An 18,124-nucleotide genomic window follows, 5' to 3' on the forward strand; every position below is an offset into this window, starting at 1 on the left:
ATAGCAGCAGCGCCGGGGCGAGCGACACGGGCGGCCGGCGCGGGATGGGACACCGGGATGCCGGTTCACTCGCCCAACAAAGCGGCCGGGCGGCGGGCGGGCGTTTCCGCTGCCGGCGCGGGCCGTGCGGCAGGCGCGAGCAAGGCCAGCGCGCAGCCCGCCATCGTCACCACGGCAAGCAGCAGCCAGGCCTCATTGATCGACTGGACCAGCGCCGCCTTCTCCACCAGCGGCCGCACGAAGGCCTCGACGGACGGGTCGAGCGGCAGCTTCACCGCGCCGCTCACCGCCTCCGGCGGCAGCCCGACGAGCGCGGCGGCGGAGGCGTCGCCCGCCAGCAGGCGCTGGGTCAGTGCCTCGGCGTGGACCGGCGCGCGGTCGAAGATCACGGTATCGACCAGCGCAATGCCGATGGCACCACCGAGATTGCGCATCAGGTTGAATAGCCCGCTGGCATCCGGCACCGCTTCCGGCGGCAGGGCGCCCAGCGCGAGGCGGGTGGGCGGCAGCAGACAGAGCATGATCGCGCCGCCCCGCATCAGCTGCGGCCAGAACATGCCGTCGAAATCCGTCTCGGGGGTCGCGAAGGCGCTCAGGCCGAAGCCGAGGGCGAACAGCGCGAAGCCGGCACAGCTCAGCAGGCGCGCGCTGCCGCGCCGCTCCAGTGCCACCGCGATCGGCGAGTTGATGAGCTGGGCGATGCCGGTGACCAGCATCACCCGGCCGATGGCCAGCGGCCCCTGACCGCGCACGAAGGCCAGGAACACCGGCATGAGATAGACCGACCCGTAAAGCCCCATGCCGAGCAGGAAGCTGAGCGCGCAGCCAATGGCAAAGCCCCGGTCGCGGAAGGTGCGCAACTGGATGAGGGGGGTGCTCCCGCCCAGCATGCGCCGCACGAACAGCGCGCCGGCAAGCGCGCTGCCGGCCAGCAAGGCGAGGACCGGCACCGCCAGCCAGCCGCGCGCGGGCGCTTCCTTCAGCCCGATCTGCAGGCTGGCGAGGCAGGCCGCCAGCAAGGCGAGGCCGGCAAGGTCCAGATTTCGCAGCAGCGCGCGCTCGCCCGGCTCGCGCGCCAGCATCGCCAGCCCGAGCGCGCCGGCGAGGATGCCGGGCGCGACATTGACCAGAAACAGCCAGTGCCAGGACGCGGTCTGCGTGATCCAGCCGCCGACCACCGGCCCGATGGTCGGCGCCAGCACTGCCAGCATGCCGGCAAGCGTGGTGGCGAAGCCCTGCAGCCTCGGCGGAAACAGCAGGAACACTGCCGAGAACACCAGCGGGATCAGCATGCCGCCGAAGAAGCCCTGCGCCACCCGGGCGGCGACAAGGCCGGTGAACCCCGTGCTCGCCGCGCAGCCGAGGGAGGCGAGCGTGAAGGCGCTGACGGCGAGGGCGAACAGCGCCCGCAGGCCGAGCGCGCGCGTCAGCAGTCCGGTCAGCGGTATCGCCACCACTTCGGCGATGAGATAGGCGGTCTGGATCCAGCTCATCGCCTCGGCCGGCAATGACAGCGCGTCGCGGATCGCCGGCAGCGAGGTTGCCACCACCTGGATGTCCAGCACCGCCATGAACATGCCGAGGCACATGGCCCCGAAGCCGAGCCATCGGCGCACCGCCGGAAGGTCGGGCAGGGCGGACGCCGGCGCCGCCGCGCTCATCCCGGCACCCGGTGCGCGCCGATGCCCAGCGCGGCATTCTCGGCGCGAATGCGGATGTAGAGGACCAGCGCGTTCAGCAGGGAAAAGGCCACGGCGTAGCCGTCCAGCCCGAACATCAGCGGCAGCACGGCGATCTCGCCGGCGACGACGACATAATTGGGGTGGGTGAGAAAGCGGTAGGGACCGCGCCGCACCAGCGGCGCCCTCGGCAGCACGATGATGCGGGTGGTCCAGCGCCCGCCGAGCGCGGCGAGCACCCAGACCCGCAGGCCCTGCAGCAGGACATAGACGGCGAGCAGCCAGGGGTTCACCGGCCGCCCCGGCGCCAGCCACCACAGTCCGGCGAGCCACAGCGCGTGCAGCATCACCATGTAGCGATAATGCCCGGGAGCGGCCTCGCGGGCGCCGCGTGCCAGCAGGCGGGCGGTGTTGCGGTTCGACAGCGCCAGCTCGCCCAGCCGCTGCGCCGTCACCAGGCCCAGTATGAGCAGGGTTTCCATCGCAAGGCGCTCACGCCGCCTGAGCGAGGGAGACGCAGGAGGCGGTGAAGCCCGGCCCCATGGTCACCAGCGTCGCCCGGTCGGGCAGCCCCTGCGCGATCACCCGGTCGAGGATGAACAACACGGTCGGTGCCGACATGTTGCCGAAATCGGCCAGCACGCCGCGTTCATGGTCCAGCGATCCCTGATCGAGGCTGAAGGCGCGCTCGATCGCCGCCACCACCTTGGTGCCGCCGGGGTGGCAGACGAACCGCCCGATATCCGCCGGGGCGAGGCCCATGCGGCCGAGTATGCCGGTGACGGCCGGCTGGAGATGTGTCGCGGCGAAGGAGGGCACGTTCGGCTCCAAAATGACCCCGAAGCCGACCGGGTCCATGCTCCAGCCCATGATGCCGAGGCTGTCCGGCCACAAATGTTCGCCGGCGCCTTCGATATAGGCGAGCCCCTGCTCGCCGGTGCGCAGCACGCAGGCGGCGGCGCCGTCGCCGAAGAGGGCGGTCGAGATCAGATGCGCCTTGTCTGGCCGGTCGAGGCGGAAGGCCAGCGAACTCAGTTCGACGGTGACCATCAGCACGGTCGAACCGGGCCGCGCCTGCGCAAGGCGCGACGCTATGGCCAGCCCGGTGACGCCGCCGGCGCAGCCGAGGCCGAACACCGGCACGCGCTCGATATCGGCGCGAAAGCCCATACGACCATGCACCACCGCGTCGAGGCTCGGCGTGGCGATGCCGCTGGTGGAAACGAAGACCACCGTATCCACATCGGACGCCGCGCAGCCCGCCGCCGCGAGCGCCTTGCCGGCGACCTCGACGAACAGGTCGCCGCCCGCCTCCATGTAAACGGCGGTGCGCTCCGGCCAGCCGCGTGGTTCGAGATACCAGGAAAGTGGGCGCGCGGCATGGCGCGTGCGTATGCCGGTGTTGGCGAAGATGCCGGCCATGGTCTCGGACTTGCTGAAGATCTCCGAGAAAAACCGGTGCATGGTCGCGGCGACGTCGGGCTGCGCCAGCACATGTTCCGGCACGGCGGTGGCCAGCGACAGCAGGCCGGGCAGGGCGCTTCCGGCCGCCGGAAGCGGCCGGCCGGAAAAGGGGGAGGGCGGCACGTAAGGCGATGAGGTGACCAGTTCAAGCATGATGAGGGCTCGCCATGAGTAACGCGCCGCGTCTAATCCAGCGGGCGCGTCTTTGCGGAAGGATTCACCGCAGCCATGACGCATCTGCCTCCCGCGACGGAAGGGCGAAGCCTTCCCTCGGTGCGCTATGGTCGCCGTAATCTACCCATCGACGTAATATTCGATTGTGTCTTGTTAAGGCGTTCGAAAGTTTAATATGAAAATACGGGGGTATATCACGCGAATATGACTATTTAGACTGACGTTGCGTTAGATTAAATTCGTATTCGCAAAAGATGCTAGCGCGATTGCAGCGAAGTGGCGCCTCTCTTGTTCGTGAAAGCGTGCGTTTGAGGAAATCCGACGGTTTCGCCGCGCCGGGCCTCCGGCTCCTCAGGCGCGCGGGCGCGTCAGCCGCGTGCAGATGCCGGGTTGCGCCGGCTCAAACGGGTCTGGTGCGGTGGATGGGAAATGGGCCGTGCCGGCGGGTGCGCCTTCCGCATCACGCCACCGGATCGTGGCAGCAGACGCACAGCTTGTTGCCGTCGAGGTCGCGGAAATAGGCGCCGTAATAATCAGGGTGATAATGCGGGCGCAGGCCGGGCGCCCCTTCATCGCGGCTGCCGAGCCGCAGGGCAAGGGCGTGCACCCGGTCGACCGTGCCGCGATCTGGCGCCAGCAGCGCCACCATCTGGCCGTTTCCCGCGGCTGCCGGGCCGCCATCAAAGGGCCGGCCGATGAGGAAGAGCGGCCGCGCCGCGCCAGGCTTCTCCCAGCCAGCCCAGTGCGCGGCGGGCTCGGAGAATTTCAGCCGCAGGCCGAGTTCCGGCAGCAGCGCCGCATAGTAAGCGAAGGCGCGGTCGAAATCGCCGACCCCCAGATTGATGTGCGACAGCATCGGCTAGCCCGCCGCGGCCAGCCGCTCGGCCTTCTGGCGCTCCATTTCCTGCCGCTTGGTCATGATCGAGGCGACGATCACCACCACGGTGACGATGGCGATGAGGATGGTGCAGGCGGCGTTGATTTCCGGCGTCACGCCGAGCCGCACCTGGCTGTAGATGCGCATCGGCAGAGTGGTGGCGCCGGGGCCGGTGGTGAAGCTGGCGATGACGAGATCGTCGAGCGACAGGGTGAAGGCCAGCATCCAGCCGGAAATGACGGCGGGCAGGATGATCGGCAGCGTGATGACGAAGAACGCCTTGAAGGGCGGGCAGCCGAGATCGAGCGCCGCCTCTTCCAGCGAGCGGTCGAAGGTGACGAGGCGCGACTGCACCACCACCGAGACGAAGCACATGGTGAAGGTGATGTGCGCCAGCGTGATGGTCCAGAAGCCGCGATCGAGACCGATGGCGACGAACAGCAGCAGCAGCGACAGGCCGGTGATCACCTCCGGCATGACGAGCGGCGCATAGACCATGCCGGAGAACAGCGTGCGGCCGAGGAAGCGGCCATAGCGCGTGAGGGTGATGGCGGCCAGCGTGCCCAGCACCGTGGCGACGGTGGCGGTGAGGAAGGCGACCCGCAGGGTCACCCAGGCGGCATCCAGTAATTGCTGGTTCTGGAACAACTGCCAGTACCAGTGGGTGGAGAAGCCGGCCCACACCGTCACCAGCCGCGAGGCGTTGAAGGAGTAGATCACCAACAGGATGATCGGGATGTAGAGGAACGCGAATCCCAGGGCGATGGAGGTGACGTTGAACCAGGAAAGCCCCTTGCGCATCAGCGTCCCTCCACTTCGCGGGCTTGCAGGTTCTGGTAGAAGACGATGGGTATCACCAGCACCATGAGCAGCAGCACCGCCACCGCCGAGGACACGGTCCAGGAGCGGTTCACCGAGAACTCGGTCCACAGTACCTTGCCGATCATCAGCGTGTCCGAGCCGCCGAGCAGATCGGGGATGACGAATTCGCCCACCGCCGGGATGAAGCACAGCAGGCAGCCGGCGAACACGCCGGGCAGCGACAGCGGCCAGGTGATCTTCCAGAACGCCGCGAAGGGCGGGCAGCCGAGATCGGCGGCGGCTTCCAGCAGCGTCTCGTCCATCTTTTCCAGCGCGGCATAGAGCGGCAGGATCATGAAGGGCAGGTAGGAATAGACGATGCCGATATAGACCGCCGTGTCGGTGGCGAGAATCTGCAGCGGCGCGTCCGGGCTGATGATGCCGAGCGCGATCAGCAACTGGTTCAGCAGCCCTTCGGGCGACAGGATGCCGATCCACGCATAGACGCGGATGAGGAACGAGGTCCAGAACGGCAGGATCACCAGCATCAGCAGGGTGGGGCGCATGGAGCGCGGCGCCCGCGCCATGCCGTAGGCGATGGGATAGCCGACCATGAGCAGCAGGATGGTCGAGATGCCGGCGATCCAGAGGCTGGAGCCATAGGCCTCGATGAACTCGTTGTCCCAGCTCAGCACATAGCCGTAATTCTCGAAGGAGAGTTCGGCGAAGTTCTCACGGAACAGCGCCCAGCCTTCCGACAGGTCGAAGGTCGGGACATAGGGCGGCTGCGCGATGGCGTCCTGCGAGAGGCTGATCTTGAAGACGATCAGGAACGGGATGAGGAAAAGCGCCAGCAGCCACAGATAAGGAACGGCGAGGACCAGCCATCGCCCTTTTGCCTTGCTCGCCATCGTCGCCTCCTAGCTCGTCAGAACCACGCCGGCATCGGGCGAGAAGTACACATAGACCTTGTCGTCCCAGGTGATGGGACGCTCCACCATGCGGGTGAGGTTCGGCTTGGCGGCCTTGACGCGCGAGCCACCGGGCAATTCGACATGGTAGATCGAGAGATCGCCGAGATAGCCGATGTCCCAGATCTCGCCCTGGAGGCAATTGACGCTCGGGTCGGCCGGCGGGTCGAACTCGACGCGCATCTTTTCCGGCCGCAGCGCGATGGCGACGCTGTCGCCCGGCTTGGCCGGGCAGTCCTGCGCGATGCGGAAGCGCCGGTCGGGCGCGGCCACCGGGCGCACGGTGATCATGCCGGGCTCGACCGCCTCGACGGTGGCGTCGAGGATGTTCACGTCACCGACGAAATCGGCCACGTAGCGGGAATTGGGGTGCTCGTAGATCACCGCCGGCTGGTCGACCTGCACCAGCTTGCCGTGGTTCATCACCGCGATACGGTCGGCGACCGTCATCGCTTCTTCCTGATCGTGAGTGACGATCAGGAACGTCATGCCGAGCTCCATCTGGATGTCCATGAGCTCGAACTGCGTCTCCTCGCGCAGCTTCTTGTCGAGCGCGCCGAGCGGCTCGTCGAGCAGCAGCACCTTGGGCCGCTTGGCCAGCGAGCGGGCGAGCGCCACGCGCTGGCGCTGGCCGCCGGAAAGCTGGTGCGGCTTGCGCTTGCCGAACTTCTCCAGCTTGACGAGCTTGAGCATCTCCTCGACGCGGGCATCCACCGCGCCCTTCTCCATGCGGTCCTGCCGCAGGCCGAAGGCGATGTTGTCCCAGACCGTCATGTGCGGGAACAGCGCGTAGGACTGGAACATCATGTTGGTCTGCCGCTTGTAGGGCGGCGTGCCGACGAGGTCCTGGCCGGCGAGGGTGATCTGGCCCTCGGTGGGGTCCTCGAAGCCGGCGAGCATGCGCATGAGCGTGGTCTTGCCGCAGCCGGACGGGCCCAGCAGGGCGAAGAATTCGCGCTCGTAAATGTCGAGGGAGAGATTGTCGACGGCCACGAACTCGCCGAAGCGCTTGGTGACGTTCTTGTAACGGATCAGCGGGACGGCCTGCGGGTCGTTCCAGGGAGCGAAGGAGCGGCGGATGCCGCCAATGGTCTTCTGCGTCTTTTCGGCGACGCCGGTGCTCATGCTGACTGATCCCGTTTCCCCGCCGCCCCATGCCGGCAGGCTGACGCTAACCGGCTTCGGGCGGCGGCTCAACGGCACAATGCGAACATTTTTACCATGCCTGGAAAGGTGGCGGCGTAGGCCCGCCTTGACGGCAACAAGCGCGCCGTGATTGCCTCAGGCGGCGCAGAAAGCGCATCAGGAAGGCAATCATGGCCAAGAAGAAGCGTTCCGACAAGGACGCGGTCGACAATCCCCGCGGTGTCGCGTCCCTCGCCGAGGCGAAGGCGTGGATGGCCGCGCGCGGCATCACCGAGATCGAATGCGCGGTGCCGGACCTTGCCGGGGTTGGGCGCGGCAAGATCATGCCGGTGTCCAAGTTCCTTTCCGGCCCAACGATGAACCTGCCGCTGAGCGTGTTCTTCCAGACCATCTCCGGCGACTACCCGCCCTATGACAACCTGGTCGATTCGGTGGTGGTGGACAGCGATCTGGTGATGGAGCCGGATTTCTCGACGCTGGCGATCGTGCCCTGGGCCCAGGACCCCACCGCCCAGATCATCCACGACGCCTATCACCGCGACGGCCGCCCGGTGGAGCTGGCGCCGCGCCAGGTGCTGAAGAACGTCGTCGATCTCTACGCCAAGAAGGGCTGGAAGGCCGTGGTGGCGCCGGAGATCGAGTTCTATCTGGTCGAGCCCAACATCGACGCCGACTACCCGCTGAAGCCGCCGATCGGGCGCTCGGGCCGGCCGGAAATCGGCCGCCAGTCCTATTCGATCCAGGCGGTGAACGAGTTCGATGCGCTGTTCGAGGACATGTACGATTATTCCGAGGCGCAGGGCCTGGAGATCGACACGCTGATCCATGAGGACGGCGCGGCGCAGATGGAAATCAACCTGCTGCACGGCGATCCCATCGTGCTCGCCGACCAAGTGTACCTGTTCAAGCGGACGATCCGCGAGGCGGCGCTGCAGCACAAGATCTACGCCACCTTCATGGCCAAGCCGATCGCCGACGAGCCGGGCTCGGCCATGCACATCCACCAGTCGATCGTGGATGGCGAGACGGGCAAGAACATCTTCTCGGACGCCGATGGCGACCCGACGCCGGAGTTCTTCTCCTTCATTGCCGGCCAGCAGCGCTACCTGCCGGCGGTGATGTCGATCCTCGCGCCCTATGTGAACTCCTACCGCCGGCTGACGCGCGATTCGATGGCGCCGATCAACGTGCAGTGGGGCTATGACAACCGCACCGCCGGGCTGCGCGTCCCGCCTTCCTCGCCGGCGGCGCGCCGGGTGGAGAACCGGGTGCCGTCCTCCGACGCCAACCCCTATCTCGTCATCGCCGCCTCGCTCGCCTGCGGCTATCTCGGCATGGTGGAAGGGCTGCGCCCGACCGAGCCGCTGGAATCGGACGCAAAGGGGCTCGATTTCGAGCTGCCGCGCGGCCTGCTGGAGGCGGTGGCGGCGATGCAGTATTCCGAGGAAATCGCCACCGTGCTCGGGCCGTCCTTCGTGAAGACCTATACGGCGGTGAAGCAGACCGAGTTCGACACCTTCATGCGGGTGATCTCGCCTTGGGAGCGGGAATATCTGCTCTTGAACGTGTGAGGCGTGGTTTCCGTCGGGGCACGGCCCCGACGGCCTGCCCCCCGAACGCGTCATGCCCGGGCCGGGCCCGGGCATCCATGTCTTTGGCTGATGAGTCGAGCATTGAGACATCGATCCCCGGGCCGAGCCCGGGGATGACGGGGCGTTTGTAGGGGAACGACGGCAACAATATCCCCGGCGCCGTCCCGCGGCCGGGATGACGGGTCGAAGGGCGCGGCCTACGCGTCGACCTTCTCCCCGGCGACCGTCTCTTCGGCGAGAATTTCCCGCACGCGCGGGATCACCTTGGTGCCGTAGAGCTCGATGGCGCGCATCATCCGCGCATGCGGCAGCGGGCCGGCGCTGTATTTCAGGTCGAAGCGCGACGCGCCCAGCACCTTCACCGTCCTGGCAATCTTGCGAGCCACCGTCTCCGGCGCGCCGAGATAGAGCGAGCCGTGCTCGATCTCGCGCTCGAAGGCGTCGACGCCATAGGGCGGCCAGCCGCGCTCGGCGCCGATGCGGTCATGCATGCGCTTGTAGTCGGCATAGAACTCCTCGCGCGCCGCCTCGTCGGTCTCGGCGACATAGCCGTGCGAATGCACGCCGATTGGCAGCTTTTCCCCGCCGAGTTGGCCGGTCGCCTTGTGGTAGAGGTCGACATAGGGTTTGAACCGTGCCGGATTGCCGCCGATGATGGCGAGCATCATGGGCAGGCCGTAGCGGGCCGCGCGCACCACCGATTCCGGCGAGCCGCCGACGCCGATCCAGGTCTTCAGCGTGCCGGTCTCGATCAGCGGATAGACATGCTGGCCGTTCAGCGGCGGGCGCAGATCACCCTTCCAGGTGACGCCGGCCGGGGTGCCGTTGTCGCGCAGCAGCGCCGCGAACAGGTCGAGCTTCTCGGTGAACAGCGCCTCGTAGTCGTTCATGTCGAAGCCGAACAGCGGGAAGGATTCGGTGAACGAGCCGCGCCCGAGAATCACCTCGGCCCGCCCGTTCGACAGCGCGTCGACGGTGGCGAAGCGCTGGAAGACGCGGATCGGGTCGTCGGAGGACAGCACCGTGACGGCCGAGCCGAGGCGGATGCGGCGCGTCGCGGTGGCGATGCCGGCCAGCACCACCTCGGGGGCCGAGACGGCGAAGTCGTCGCGGTGATGCTCGCCGACGCCGATGAAATCGATGCCGACCTCGTCGGCCAGCACGGCTTCCTCGACCAGATCGCGGATCACCTGCGCATGCGGAAGGGGCGTGCCGTCCGCGCCGGAGGTGACGTCGCCGAACGTATCGAGGCCGAGTTCGAGAAGCTGTGCCATGGGAGGTCCCCTTTCTCCGGCACTGCGCCGGCGCTCCCCATATGGACCGGACGCCGCCCGCGTGTATCACCGCACGTGCAAGGTCGGAATTTCGCTTCTGCAAACGGCGGCCGCCGGCGCGGGCGGGCGGGCGGCAGAAAAAAAGCCCGCTGGACGAACCAGCGGGCTTCAAGTGGGCGACACGAGGGGGTCGATGTCGCCGTAGACTCGGTCGGCCGGGCGCGGCCGTGAGCGGGAATCGGGCATGATCAGCCGCAAGAGGCGAGGTCGTCCTTGCGCGGGGTGACGGGCGTGCCGGAAGCGGGCCGGTCGCGGCGCTGCGCGTGGGCGGCGTCCTGGCGGGCGGCTTCGCGCAGCGCCTCGCGCATGGTCATGCGGCGGGCGGCGCGGCGTTCCACCGCACGCACCACGAGCACGGCCGTCGGGTCCTGCCACAGCGGGCCGGACGAGGCGTCGAGCAGGTCGCTGCGGGTCAGGCCGATGTCGCGCAGCATACGCTCGTCGAACCCGCCGAGCTGGGCGAGATGGCGCCGGCGGGCGACCGCCTTGATGAACTGGATGGAACCCATAAGCGCGGCGATCAGCAGACCGCTCGCCGCGGTACCGAACGAGGAGAACGGGGTTCTCCGGATTTCGCCAAGATACGACATCGTAACCTCCATGTGCCGGCCGCGCTGCGACGATGTTGGGCTTTGTGATTGCGGGGAGGCGCCTGGGCCACCCGATATCGACATCATCCGTTCGCGGCAGGAGCGTTATGAAGGAGCGCTATCGATCACACTAGCGAATGTTTATGATCGCTGATATCATGAATGTTGATGATAGGCCGTCGTGAGGGCTCCGATGAGCGTGTTGCTGGACATTGATCAATTAAGAACATTCATTGCAATTGCCGAAACCGGCAGTTTCACAAAGGCTGCCGAAGTGGTCCACAAGACCCAGTCGGCGGTTTCGATGCAGATGAAGCGGCTGGAGGAGCGTGCCGGACGAGCCATCTTCGCCCGTGACGGGCGTGCCTCGCGCCTCACCGACGAGGGCGACCGGCTGCTCGATTATGCCCGCCGCATCGTCAAGCTGAACATCGAGGCGATGGCCAGCCTTGCCTCGGCCGAACTCTCGGGCCGCGTGCGGCTCGGCGTGCCGGACGACTATGCCGACCGCTATCTCCCGGAGATCATGGCGCGGTTTTCCGCCACCCACCCCAATGTCGAACTGACCGTGGTGTGCGATCCCTCCACGGACCTTATCGACCGCATCGATACCGGCGATCTCGACCTCGCCATCATCACCGATTGCGAGACGATGAACCGCGAGACGGAGATCATCCGCCGCGAGCAATTACTCTGGGTCGGCTCGACCCGCCATTCCCTGCATCTGGAAACGCCGGTGCCGCTGGCGCTGGGGCGGCAGACCTGCAACTGGCGGCAGGAGGCGATCGGGATGCTGCAATCCGCCGACCGGCCCTTCCGAATCCTCTACACCTCGTCGAACTCGACGGCGGTCTCGGCGGCGGTGCTGGCCGGGCTTGCCATATCTGTGCTGCCCGAATCCGGGCTGCGGCCCGGCATGCGGGTGCTCGGCCCCTCCGATGGCTTCCCGACCCTGGCGCCCTGCCGCATCGGCCTGCTGCGCAACCGGCACGAAGCCTCGCCGCTGGCCGACGCGCTGGCCCACCACATCGTGCAGGGCCTCGACAATATTTCCGAGACGGCGATCGCGGCGGAGTGAGTCTCCCGCCGCGCGCGGCTTCGCCTCAATAGGCGTATTCGTCGAAGATCGGCTCGACCGAGCGGTCCCAAGCGCCCTCATAGCGCGCCAGCAGCGTCTCGGCCGGGGTCAGGCCGGAGGCGAGGCTATCCTGCAGCGGTGCGAGGAAGCGGCTCTCGTCGCGGCCCTGGCTGTCGCGATAGTCGCGGCGGGCGAGGCCGGCCCTCGCGATCTCGACCACCTCGCGCGCCAGATCGAGCATCGAGCGGCCGGCGATCTCGGCCTTGAAGCCGAGGCGGGGCACGTCGTCACGCAGCTTCTGGCGCTCTTCGGCCGTCCAGCCCTTGGCGAGGTCCCAGGCGGCATCGAGGCTGGTGGTGTCGTAATAGAGCCCGGTCCACAGCGCCGGCAGGGCGCAGAGATTGCGCCACGGCCCGCCATCGGCGCCGCGCATTTCGAGATAGCGCTTCAGCCGCACCTCGGGGAAAATGGTGGAGAGGTGGTTGGCCCAGTCCGAGACGGTCGCCCGCTCGCCCGGCACCGCCGGGTGGCGGCCGGCCAGCAGATCGCGGAAGGACGAGCCCGCGACGTCGATATAGGTGTCGCCGCGCTTGATGAAATACATCGGCACGTCGAGCGCGTAGTCGACATAGCGCTCGAAGCCCATGCCGTCCTCGAAGGCGAAGGGCAGCATGCCAGCGCGGTTATTGTCGGTGTCGCGCCAGATCTCCGAGCGGAAGGAGAGGAAGCCGTTGGGCTTGCCTTCGGTGAACGGCGAATTGGCGAATAGGGCGGTGGCGACCGGCTGCAGCGCCACGCCAACGCGCAGCTTCTTCACCATGTCGGCTTCCGAGCCGAAATCGAGGTTCACCTGCACGGTGCAGGTGCGAAACATCATGTCGAGGCCGTGCGTGCCGACCTTCGGCATGTAATTCGCCATGATCTTGTAGCGGCCCTTGGGCATGACCGGCGTTTCCGCCAGCGTCCATTTCGGGCTCATGCCGAGGCCGAGGAAGCCGAAGCCGAGCGGCGTCGCCACCTCGCGCACCTGTTCGAGATGGCTGTTCACCTCGGCGCAGGTCTCGTGGATGGTGATAAGCGGCGCGCCGGAAAGCTCGAACTGCCCGCCCGGCTCCAGCGAGATGGCGCCGCCGCCGACATTGTCGGCGAGACCGATGATGGTCTCGCCTTCCATGATCGGCTCCCAGCAGTTCAGCGCCTGCATGCCGTCGAGCAGGGCGCGGATGCCGTTCGGGCCTTCATAGGGCACCGGCGCGTGGCCCTTGAGCGTGAAGGGGAACTTCTCGTGCTCGGTGCCGATGCGGAATTTCGACGGTGCCTTGCTGCCCTCTTCGAACCACGCGACGAGTTCGTCGCGGCTTTCGATGGGCTGCGTGTCGATCTGGTCTCGCGCCATGTGGAACTCCGGCCGGCATGCTGGGCGCGAGACCATACACAGGCGCAGGCGCGGCGCAAATCGCGGTAACTACCGACCGAAAATGGAGATTGGGGCGCCGGGGAACCGCCGCCCGGACCTTACGTAGCGTCTACTGCATCGAGGCGTGGGCGAGCCAGGTTTTCACCGCGTTGAGACCCTCGCTGCGATTGCCGGTGCGGTGGGCGGCTTCCTGGTACACGGCAATCTGGATGTCGGCGCTGGTGCCGCCCCGGATGATGGTGCGCAGATGTTCCAGCTCGGCCCGCCCGTCGAGCGCGGCGGCATCGTCGGTGAGCTGGTCGATCAAGGTTTCCACCGCTTGCGCCACCGGCACCGCTTCGCGGGTGTGGCGATCGACGAAGCTGCCATGGATGCCGTAGCGCTGGGCGCGCCATTTGTTCTCCACCGCGATGGCGCGGTCCACCGCGTCAATGCCGGCATTGAGCGTGGGATGGCGCACGAGGTGGCGCACCAGTGCCCGGTAAAGCGCGGCGATCGCTACCGAATCCTCCACCCGGGTGCAGCTGTCGGGGGCGCGCAGCTCCAGCGTCGGGTGCTTTTCCGAGGGGCGGATGGTCCACCAGACATAGCTCGAATCGCGGATCGCCCGCGCCGCCACCAGCGCGTCGATATAGTCCTGATAATCCTTCGCGCTCTCGAACAGCTCCGGCAGGCCGGTGCGCGGCAGCTCGTCATAGGCGGCGAGGCGATAGCCCATCAGGCCGGTGCGCTTGGATTCCCAGAAGGGCGAGGAGGTCGACAGCGCCACGAACACCGGGAGATAGGGCAGGATGCGCCGCATCACGTCGATGCGCTGGTCGGCGTCGGGCAGTTCCACATGCACGTGCATGCCGCACAGCATGTTGCGCTCGCCGAGCATTTGCAGGTCGTGCATCAGCCCGTCATAGCGCTGCGTCGGGGCGCGCTTGCCGGTCTGCCAGCTCGCGGTGGGATGGGTGCCGGCGGCGATGAAGGCGAGATCGAAGCCGGCGCTCACCTCGGCGAGGGTGCGGCGCAGCCCGTGCAACTCCCGCCGCGCATCGGCGGCGCTGGAATGCGGGCGGGTCATCACCTCGATCTGCGATTGCAGCATCTCGCCGCAGGAGGCAACACCGAGCGCGGCGCGCACGGTCTCCATGAAAGCGGGCGGCACGCGCCGAAGGGCGCTCTTGGTCCCGCTTTCGATGACGAAATATTCTTCCTCGATGCCGATGCGGTAATCTTCTGACCGGACCTCAGACATGACGTCCTTCCCTGCATTCATTCCAGACAACGCGCCGTGCGGCAGCTTAGCCGACACAGAATCGGCCCATACCTCGGCGCGGTGAGGGATGATGCACGAGTAAGACGGGATTATGACCTGCGAAAAACCGCCCAAAACGAAATATATAGTCCAATTATAAAAATGAAAAGAAATGTAATCTTGCGTTGGAGCGTCTTTATTCCTTCGCTTCAACGCGCTGGGCGAGGGGCGCCGCCGAAGAACGCACGCCGCGTGCCCCGGTTCCGCGCGCCAAGACGGAGCCCGCGCGACGGCGACGCCTCAGCGGGCGGCTTCTTCCCCACGTGCCGCCTGCCGGGCCGCCTCGACAAGCGCGAGCGCCGCCACGGCAGCGGTGTCGGCACGCAGGATACGCGGCCCGAGCGACAGCACGATGGCGCCGGGGCGGGTGGCGAGCAGGCGCCGCTCCTCATCCGCAAACCCGCCTTCCGGGCCGATGAGCACGGCAAGCGGGCCGGCGATGGCGTCCCGCAGTGGCGCCAGCGGGTCGGCCTGCGGGGCGGCCTCGTCGCAGAAGATCAGCGTGCGTTCGGCCGGCAGGTCTGCCAGCCAGCGCGGCAGTGTCACCGGCTCCAGCACGTCGGGCAGGTTGAGGATGCCGCATTGCTCGGCCGCCTCGATGGCGTTGGCGCGCATGCGCTCGGTATTCACGCGGGTCGCCTGGGTGCGACGGGTCATGACAGGCGCCAGCCGGCCGGCCCCCATCTCCACCGCCTTTTGCACCATGTAGTCGAGCCGCGCATGCTTGAGCGGGGCGAAGACATAGTCGAGATCGGGCCGTGGTGACTGGCGCCGCAATTGCGCCTCGCAGCGCAGCACGGCCTCGCGCCGCCCGCCGGCTTCGCGCACCGCCCGCCATTCCCCATCGCGGCCGTTGAACAGGTGAAGGTGCCCGCCCACCGGGAGGCGGATCACATCGGAGACATAATGCGCCCGGTCGCGGTCGAGGCTGACGCTGGCCCCCGCCGCCAGGTCCTCGGCGACGAAGAGCCTTTGGGCGCGGAAATCATAGGGTTCGTGGGTCGAATCGTCGTGAGCACGGGTCATGGGGCGATTTTTGTCCGGAATTTGCAGGCAATATCGCGCGCGCCGTGATGTTGCCCAATCTTTAATGCCTCTGTATCACGCTTGGTCATCGAGACGGCACCGATCGACCTCCTGATGAGAGATTGGCCTTTGAACAGTCACCTGATGCGCCTGCGGACACGCTCCTCCACGCCGCTGCTGGCAGGGTTTCTGCTCGCCGGCATGCTGGGCTCGCTTCCGGCCGGCGCGCAGTGGATCGGCGCCCCCGGCGGTTCGACCGACGGCGCATCCTCCGGCGCCGTGACGGTGGCGCCGGTGCCGGACGCGCCCGCCTCAGAGATGGTGGCGCCCGCCGCGCCGGCCCCCGGATTCAACCCCGGCTTTTCCTCCGGCGTCGCCCCGGCGTCGCCGGGTGCGCAGGCCCCCGGCTTCTCTCCCGCCATGGGCGCTGCAGCGCCGCAGGAGCAGGCCAACCCGAACCAGGCGGAGTGCCAGGGCCAGGTCGCCAAGCTGCGCGGAGAGCTGGAAACACGCGGCGGGGCCTTGCAGGCCGCCGCGAAGAAGAAGCTGCCGCCCTCCGAGCTGTGCCCGATGTTCCGGACCTTCGCCAGCGCGCAGCAGAATTTCTATTCCTTCCTCAACACCAACAAGTCCAAGTGCGGCGTTCCGGACGAGGTGTTGGTGAAGTTCAAGGAAAACGTCACGTCGGTGAACTCCACGCGCAACCGCGTCTGCGAGGTGGCCAAGGCTCAGGAGAGCGGCGGCGGCGCCGGACCTTCCGGTCCTCCGCCGCAGGGGTCGATGTCGGCGGGCCTCGGCCTGTCGAACGGCCTGCCGACGATGGGGGCTCCTCCGGGCGGCGTGTTCGACACGCTCGGCGGCGACGCGCTGCGCTGAACCGATGACGACCGCGGCGCCGTCTCCCGTTGCGCCGGCACCCGCCGATTCTGACGGCAACTGGGTCGACCGCTACGCGCCCGCAGTGCTGCGTCCCTATCTGCGCCTCGCGCGGGCGGACCGGCCGATCGGAAGCTGGCTGCTCCTCATCCCGTGCTGGTGGTCGGTGGCGCTGGCTCTGCGCATGCAGGCCGACGCCGGTGCGCCGAACTACGCGCATGCGGCGGCGCTGGCGGCGCTGTTCGCCCTCGGCGCGGTGGCGATGCGCGGTGCCGGTTGCACCTGGAACGACATTCTCGACCGCGATATCGACGGGCGGGTGGAGCGCACGCGCTCGCGGCCGTTGCCTGCCGGGCAGGTGACGCTGAAGGGCGCCGCCGTGTTTCTGGCGCTGCAATGCCTGTCGGGGCTGGTGGTGCTGCTGTGCCTGCCGGGCTTCGCCATTCTCGTGGCGCTGTCTTCCCTGGGACTTGTGGTAGTCTATCCGCTGATGAAGCGGGTGATGTGGATCCCGCAGCTGGTACTGGGGCTCGCCTTCTCCTGGGGCGCGCTGATGGGCTTCGCGGCCCTTCTGCAGGCGCTGCCGGCCCCAGCCTTCCTGCTCTATGCCGGCTCCGTGCTCTGGGTGGTCGGCTATGACACCATCTACGCCCACCAGGACCGCGAGGACGACGCCGTCGTGGGCGTGAAGTCCTCCGCGCTGCTGTTCGCCGGCGACACCCGCAAATGGCTCGTCGGGCTTTATGGCGCGGCGATCGTGCTGATCGCCCTCGCTTTGACAGCGGCCGGGGCGGGGCCCTGGGCGTGGGGCGGGCTCGGCATCTTCACCGTCCAGCTCTTCACGCAGGTGCGCCGGCTCGACATTGACGACCGCGACCTCTGCCTGCGGCTCTTCCGCTCCAACCGCGACGCCGGGCTGATGCTGCTCGCCGGTCTCCTGGCGGACGCGCTGCTGGCCTGAGCTGCTGCCTGCGGGCGTGCCCTCGCCGGTTGCCGCGCCGGGGCGGGTGGTGGTATGGAGCGCAAACCCCTGAACATACGGTTCCCATGAGCATCCGCCTGCACCGCGGCGACCTTGTCGACCTCGCCCGCTACACGCCCGACAAGGCGCCCTTCGTCGCCATCGACACCGAGACGCTCGGCCTTAACCCGCACCGCGACCGGCTGTGCGTGGTGCAGCTCTCGCCCGGTGACGGCACGGCGGATGTCGTGCAGATTCCGGCCGGGGCGGGGCCGGGCAGCGCGCCGAACCTCGAAAAGCTGCTCACCGATCCACGCAACGTGAAGCTGTTCCACTATGCCCGCTTCGACGTGGCGGTGCTCGGCAACACCTTCGGCCTGGCGGTCTCGCCGGTGTGGTGCACCAAGATCGCCTCGCGGCTGACCCGGACCTATACGGATCGGCACGGCCTGAAGGAACTGGTGCGGGAACTGCTCGGCATCGACCTCTCCAAGCAGCAGCAGAGCTCGGACTGGGCGGCCGAGACGCTGAGCGATGCGCAACTCCAATACGCTGCTTCCGACGTGCTGCACCTGCATGCGCTGCAGGCCCGGCTCGCCGCCATGCTGGCGCGCGAGGGGCGGGGCGAACTGGCGCAGGCCTGCTTCGAATTCCTGCCGACCCGCGCCCGGCTGGATCTGGCAGGGTGGCCGGACGAAGACATTTTCGCGCATACGTGATCGCGCCCTGTCGTCCTGCCCGACAATCGCCAGCTTCTCGGGCCAATGGGTGCGGTGCGGCCGCATCGGCTTGCGCCTTTGGACGGAAGCCGCCATCTTGCTCGATGGCCGTTACG

Annotated in this window: 17 protein-coding genes; 5 read left to right on the plus strand and 12 right to left on the minus strand. The window is 67.6% G+C overall.

The annotated features are described in order from the left end of the window. Positions 1 to 65: 65 nt before the first annotated feature. The 7 genes from ACQY76_RS11280 to ACQY76_RS11310 form a co-directional block, all read right to left on the minus strand. On the minus strand, positions 66 to 1,661 hold the full coding sequence (locus tag ACQY76_RS11280; protein ID WP_428028833.1) for a DHA2 family efflux MFS transporter permease subunit: 1,596 nt from the start codon (positions 1,659 to 1,661) through the stop codon (positions 66 to 68). Beyond that, the gene (locus ACQY76_RS11285; protein WP_428028834.1) at positions 1,658 to 2,161 is read right to left on the minus strand and encodes an isoprenylcysteine carboxyl methyltransferase family protein; all 504 of its coding nucleotides are present in this window, start codon (positions 2,159 to 2,161) and stop codon (positions 1,658 to 1,660) included. The genes ACQY76_RS11280 and ACQY76_RS11285 overlap by 4 nt, the downstream gene beginning before the upstream one ends. Positions 2,162 to 2,171: 10 nt before the next feature. Beyond that, entirely contained in the window at positions 2,172 to 3,296 is a 1,125-nt protein-coding gene (locus ACQY76_RS11290) for a type III polyketide synthase (RefSeq protein ID WP_428028835.1), read from the minus strand. A gap of 481 nt (positions 3,297 to 3,777) precedes the next feature. Next, on the minus strand, positions 3,778 to 4,173 hold the full coding sequence (locus ACQY76_RS11295) for a VOC family protein (protein WP_428028836.1): 396 nt from the start codon (positions 4,171 to 4,173) through the stop codon (positions 3,778 to 3,780). A gap of 3 nt (positions 4,174 to 4,176) precedes the next feature. Next, on the minus strand, positions 4,177 to 4,995 hold the full coding sequence (locus tag ACQY76_RS11300; RefSeq protein ID WP_428028837.1) for an ABC transporter permease subunit: 819 nt from the start codon (positions 4,993 to 4,995) through the stop codon (positions 4,177 to 4,179). Continuing rightward, entirely contained in the window at positions 4,995 to 5,906 is a 912-nt protein-coding gene (locus ACQY76_RS11305) for an ABC transporter permease (protein ID WP_428028838.1), read from the minus strand. The genes ACQY76_RS11300 and ACQY76_RS11305 overlap by 1 nt, the downstream gene beginning before the upstream one ends. A gap of 9 nt (positions 5,907 to 5,915) precedes the next feature. Next, complete coding sequence (locus tag ACQY76_RS11310; RefSeq protein ID WP_428028839.1) at positions 5,916 to 7,091, minus strand: ABC transporter ATP-binding protein; 1,176 nt, start codon at positions 7,089 to 7,091, stop codon at positions 5,916 to 5,918. Between the two features lie 191 nt (positions 7,092 to 7,282). Here ACQY76_RS11310 and ACQY76_RS11315 point away from each other — a divergent pair, with 191 nt between their 5' ends. After that, positions 7,283 to 8,683, plus strand: a complete 1,401-nt coding sequence (locus ACQY76_RS11315; protein ID WP_428028840.1) for a glutamine synthetase family protein — start codon at positions 7,283 to 7,285, stop codon at positions 8,681 to 8,683. A gap of 218 nt (positions 8,684 to 8,901) precedes the next feature. On the opposite strand, the gene ACQY76_RS11320 is transcribed toward ACQY76_RS11315, so the two are convergent. Together ACQY76_RS11320 and ACQY76_RS11325 are read right to left on the minus strand one after the other, a co-directional pair. After that, a complete protein-coding gene (locus ACQY76_RS11320) occupies positions 8,902 to 9,978 on the minus strand; it encodes an LLM class flavin-dependent oxidoreductase (RefSeq protein WP_428028841.1) in 1,077 nt (358 codons plus the stop codon). 248 nt (positions 9,979 to 10,226) lie between these two features. Beyond that, positions 10,227 to 10,628, minus strand: coding sequence for a DUF1127 domain-containing protein (locus ACQY76_RS11325; RefSeq protein ID WP_428028842.1), 402 nt, complete (start codon positions 10,626 to 10,628; stop codon positions 10,227 to 10,229). 193 nt (positions 10,629 to 10,821) lie between these two features. On the opposite strand from ACQY76_RS11325, the gene ACQY76_RS11330 reads away from it, so the two are divergent. Beyond that, on the plus strand, positions 10,822 to 11,706 hold the full coding sequence (locus ACQY76_RS11330; protein ID WP_428028843.1) for a LysR substrate-binding domain-containing protein: 885 nt from the start codon (positions 10,822 to 10,824) through the stop codon (positions 11,704 to 11,706). A gap of 25 nt (positions 11,707 to 11,731) precedes the next feature. Here the strand turns inward: ACQY76_RS11330 and ACQY76_RS11335 are convergent, their stop codons facing one another. From ACQY76_RS11335 to ACQY76_RS11345, 3 genes are all read right to left on the minus strand, one after another. Further along, entirely contained in the window at positions 11,732 to 13,102 is a 1,371-nt protein-coding gene (locus ACQY76_RS11335) for a glutamate--cysteine ligase (RefSeq protein WP_428028844.1), read from the minus strand. 130 nt (positions 13,103 to 13,232) lie between these two features. Further along, a complete protein-coding gene (locus ACQY76_RS11340) occupies positions 13,233 to 14,366 on the minus strand; it encodes a carboxylate-amine ligase (protein WP_428028845.1) in 1,134 nt (377 codons plus the stop codon). A 300-nt stretch (positions 14,367 to 14,666) separates the two neighbouring features. Continuing rightward, a complete protein-coding gene (locus tag ACQY76_RS11345) occupies positions 14,667 to 15,452 on the minus strand; it encodes a 16S rRNA (uracil(1498)-N(3))-methyltransferase (RefSeq protein ID WP_428028846.1) in 786 nt (261 codons plus the stop codon). A 129-nt stretch (positions 15,453 to 15,581) separates the two neighbouring features. On the opposite strand from ACQY76_RS11345, the gene ACQY76_RS11350 reads away from it, so the two are divergent. From ACQY76_RS11350 to ACQY76_RS11360, 3 genes are all read left to right on the plus strand, one after another. Further along, positions 15,582 to 16,328 (plus strand): hypothetical protein, encoded by a 747-nt coding sequence (locus ACQY76_RS11350; RefSeq protein ID WP_428028847.1) that lies wholly within the window; start codon positions 15,582 to 15,584, stop codon positions 16,326 to 16,328. A gap of 4 nt (positions 16,329 to 16,332) precedes the next feature. Further along, positions 16,333 to 17,289 carry a 4-hydroxybenzoate octaprenyltransferase gene (ubiA, locus tag ACQY76_RS11355; protein ID WP_428028848.1) on the plus strand — a complete coding sequence of 319 codons (957 nt, stop codon included), beginning with the start codon at positions 16,333 to 16,335 and terminating at the stop codon, positions 17,287 to 17,289. Positions 17,290 to 17,375: 86 nt separating this feature from the next. Next, positions 17,376 to 18,008: a ribonuclease D gene (locus ACQY76_RS11360; protein ID WP_428028849.1), complete on the plus strand. Its 633-nt coding sequence runs from the start codon at positions 17,376 to 17,378 to the stop codon at positions 18,006 to 18,008. Positions 18,009 to 18,124 lie beyond the last annotated feature (116 nt).

The sequence above is a fragment of the Ancylobacter sp. genome (assembly GCF_965279025.1).
Classification (GTDB): Bacteria; Pseudomonadota; Alphaproteobacteria; order Rhizobiales; family Xanthobacteraceae; genus Ancylobacter.

Excerpts from the sequence above, each read along its gene's own strand:
- ACQY76_RS11300 (WP_428028837.1), bottom strand. The coding sequence starts at position 4,995 with ATGCGCAAGGGGCTTTCCTGGTTCAACGTCACCTCCATCGCCCTGGGA.
- ACQY76_RS11340 (WP_428028845.1), bottom strand. The coding sequence starts at position 14,366 with ATGTCTGAGGTCCGGTCAGAAGATTACCGCATCGGCATCGAGGAAGAA.
- ACQY76_RS11280 (WP_428028833.1), bottom strand. The coding sequence starts at position 1,661 with ATGAGCGCGGCGGCGCCGGCGTCCGCCCTGCCCGACCTTCCGGCGGTG.
- ACQY76_RS11325 (WP_428028842.1), bottom strand. The coding sequence starts at position 10,628 with ATGTCGTATCTTGGCGAAATCCGGAGAACCCCGTTCTCCTCGTTCGGT.
- ACQY76_RS11310 (WP_428028839.1), bottom strand. The coding sequence starts at position 7,091 with ATGAGCACCGGCGTCGCCGAAAAGACGCAGAAGACCATTGGCGGCATC.
- ACQY76_RS11285 (WP_428028834.1), bottom strand. The coding sequence starts at position 2,161 with ATGGAAACCCTGCTCATACTGGGCCTGGTGACGGCGCAGCGGCTGGGC.
- ACQY76_RS11290 (WP_428028835.1), bottom strand. The coding sequence starts at position 3,296 with ATGCTTGAACTGGTCACCTCATCGCCTTACGTGCCGCCCTCCCCCTTT.
- ACQY76_RS11335 (WP_428028844.1), bottom strand. The coding sequence starts at position 13,102 with ATGGCGCGAGACCAGATCGACACGCAGCCCATCGAAAGCCGCGACGAA.
- ACQY76_RS11330 (WP_428028843.1), top strand. The coding sequence starts at position 10,822 with ATGAGCGTGTTGCTGGACATTGATCAATTAAGAACATTCATTGCAATT.
- ACQY76_RS11315 (WP_428028840.1), top strand. The coding sequence starts at position 7,283 with ATGGCCAAGAAGAAGCGTTCCGACAAGGACGCGGTCGACAATCCCCGC.
- ubiA (WP_428028848.1), top strand. The coding sequence starts at position 16,333 with ATGACGACCGCGGCGCCGTCTCCCGTTGCGCCGGCACCCGCCGATTCT.
- ACQY76_RS11320 (WP_428028841.1), bottom strand. The coding sequence starts at position 9,978 with ATGGCACAGCTTCTCGAACTCGGCCTCGATACGTTCGGCGACGTCACC.
- ACQY76_RS11295 (WP_428028836.1), bottom strand. The coding sequence starts at position 4,173 with ATGCTGTCGCACATCAATCTGGGGGTCGGCGATTTCGACCGCGCCTTC.
- ACQY76_RS11345 (WP_428028846.1), bottom strand. The coding sequence starts at position 15,452 with ATGACCCGTGCTCACGACGATTCGACCCACGAACCCTATGATTTCCGC.
- ACQY76_RS11360 (WP_428028849.1), top strand. The coding sequence starts at position 17,376 with ATGAGCATCCGCCTGCACCGCGGCGACCTTGTCGACCTCGCCCGCTAC.
- ACQY76_RS11305 (WP_428028838.1), bottom strand. The coding sequence starts at position 5,906 with ATGGCGAGCAAGGCAAAAGGGCGATGGCTGGTCCTCGCCGTTCCTTAT.